Genomic DNA, 745 nt, shown 5'->3' with positions numbered 1-745 from the left:
CAGCGCGCCCGAGACGACGAGTTGCCGCGGCGCGTTCAGGTTCGCCAGGTAGACTGGCCCGTGTGCCTGCGCGAGCAGCGGTTCCAGCTGCTGGCGCGTGAGCCCGCCGATCGCCGTCATGCCGTAGCCGCGCGGGTACGCGTCTTCCATCAGCCGGGCGCGCAGTTCGACGAGACGTACCGCATCGCTAAAATCCAGCACGCCGGCGACGACGGCCGCGGGCCAGGCGCCGATCGACAAACCGGCCACCATTTGCGGTGCCGCGCCGAGCGCCGCCAGCACGCGCGCCATCGCGACGCCCGCCACCAGCAGCGATAACTGGACGGCGACCGTGGAGCGCAGTGCGTCGGCGCTGTCCTGCGCGAGGATGTCGCGGCCCAATGCCTGTGTGGCCTCGGCCAGCGTGCGGTCAGTCTCGGCGTGCACAGGCAGCGCATGCAGCATGCCGGCCTTTTGCGCGCCCTGGCCGGGGAAGGTGAACAGTACGCTCATGCGGCCGCCCAGGGATCGTCGACGAGGCGGGGACCCGCGTCCGTCTTCAGCAGCACGCGGCCGCCGCGCGCATATTCCGTGAGGGCAAAGCCGCCGGTGCCCGTGTCGACCTGGATGTCGAGCCGGCACGGCTGGCCGTCCTGCAGCGCGCACAGTGCCTCGATCAACCCGGCGGACGGCCGGCGCGGCAGGCGCACGAGCAGATCGAGGTCGCTCGTCGCGCGCAGCACGGGCAGGCCGCAGGCGAGCCAGT

At 72.2% G+C, this 745-nt stretch carries 2 protein-coding genes; both read right to left on the bottom strand.

Annotated elements, in window-relative coordinates:
* Positions 1–492, bottom strand: a 492-nt coding sequence (locus ACEN88_RS33315; RefSeq protein ID WP_413346601.1) for an ACP S-malonyltransferase, incomplete at its 3' end; no start/stop codon positions are given.
* The coding region (locus ACEN88_RS33310; RefSeq protein WP_413346599.1) for a phosphoribosyl-dephospho-CoA transferase MdcG domain-containing protein at positions 489–745 on the bottom strand (257 nt) is incomplete at its 5' end. The genes ACEN88_RS33310 and ACEN88_RS33315, both read right to left, overlap by 4 nt.

It is taken from the genome of Massilia sp. CT11-108 (assembly GCF_047302915.1).
Lineage (GTDB): Bacteria > Pseudomonadota > Gammaproteobacteria > Burkholderiales > Burkholderiaceae_D > Telluria > Telluria orientalis.
Note: the sequence above shows the minus strand (reverse complement) of the source record. Positions and strands in the feature narration are given on the sequence as shown.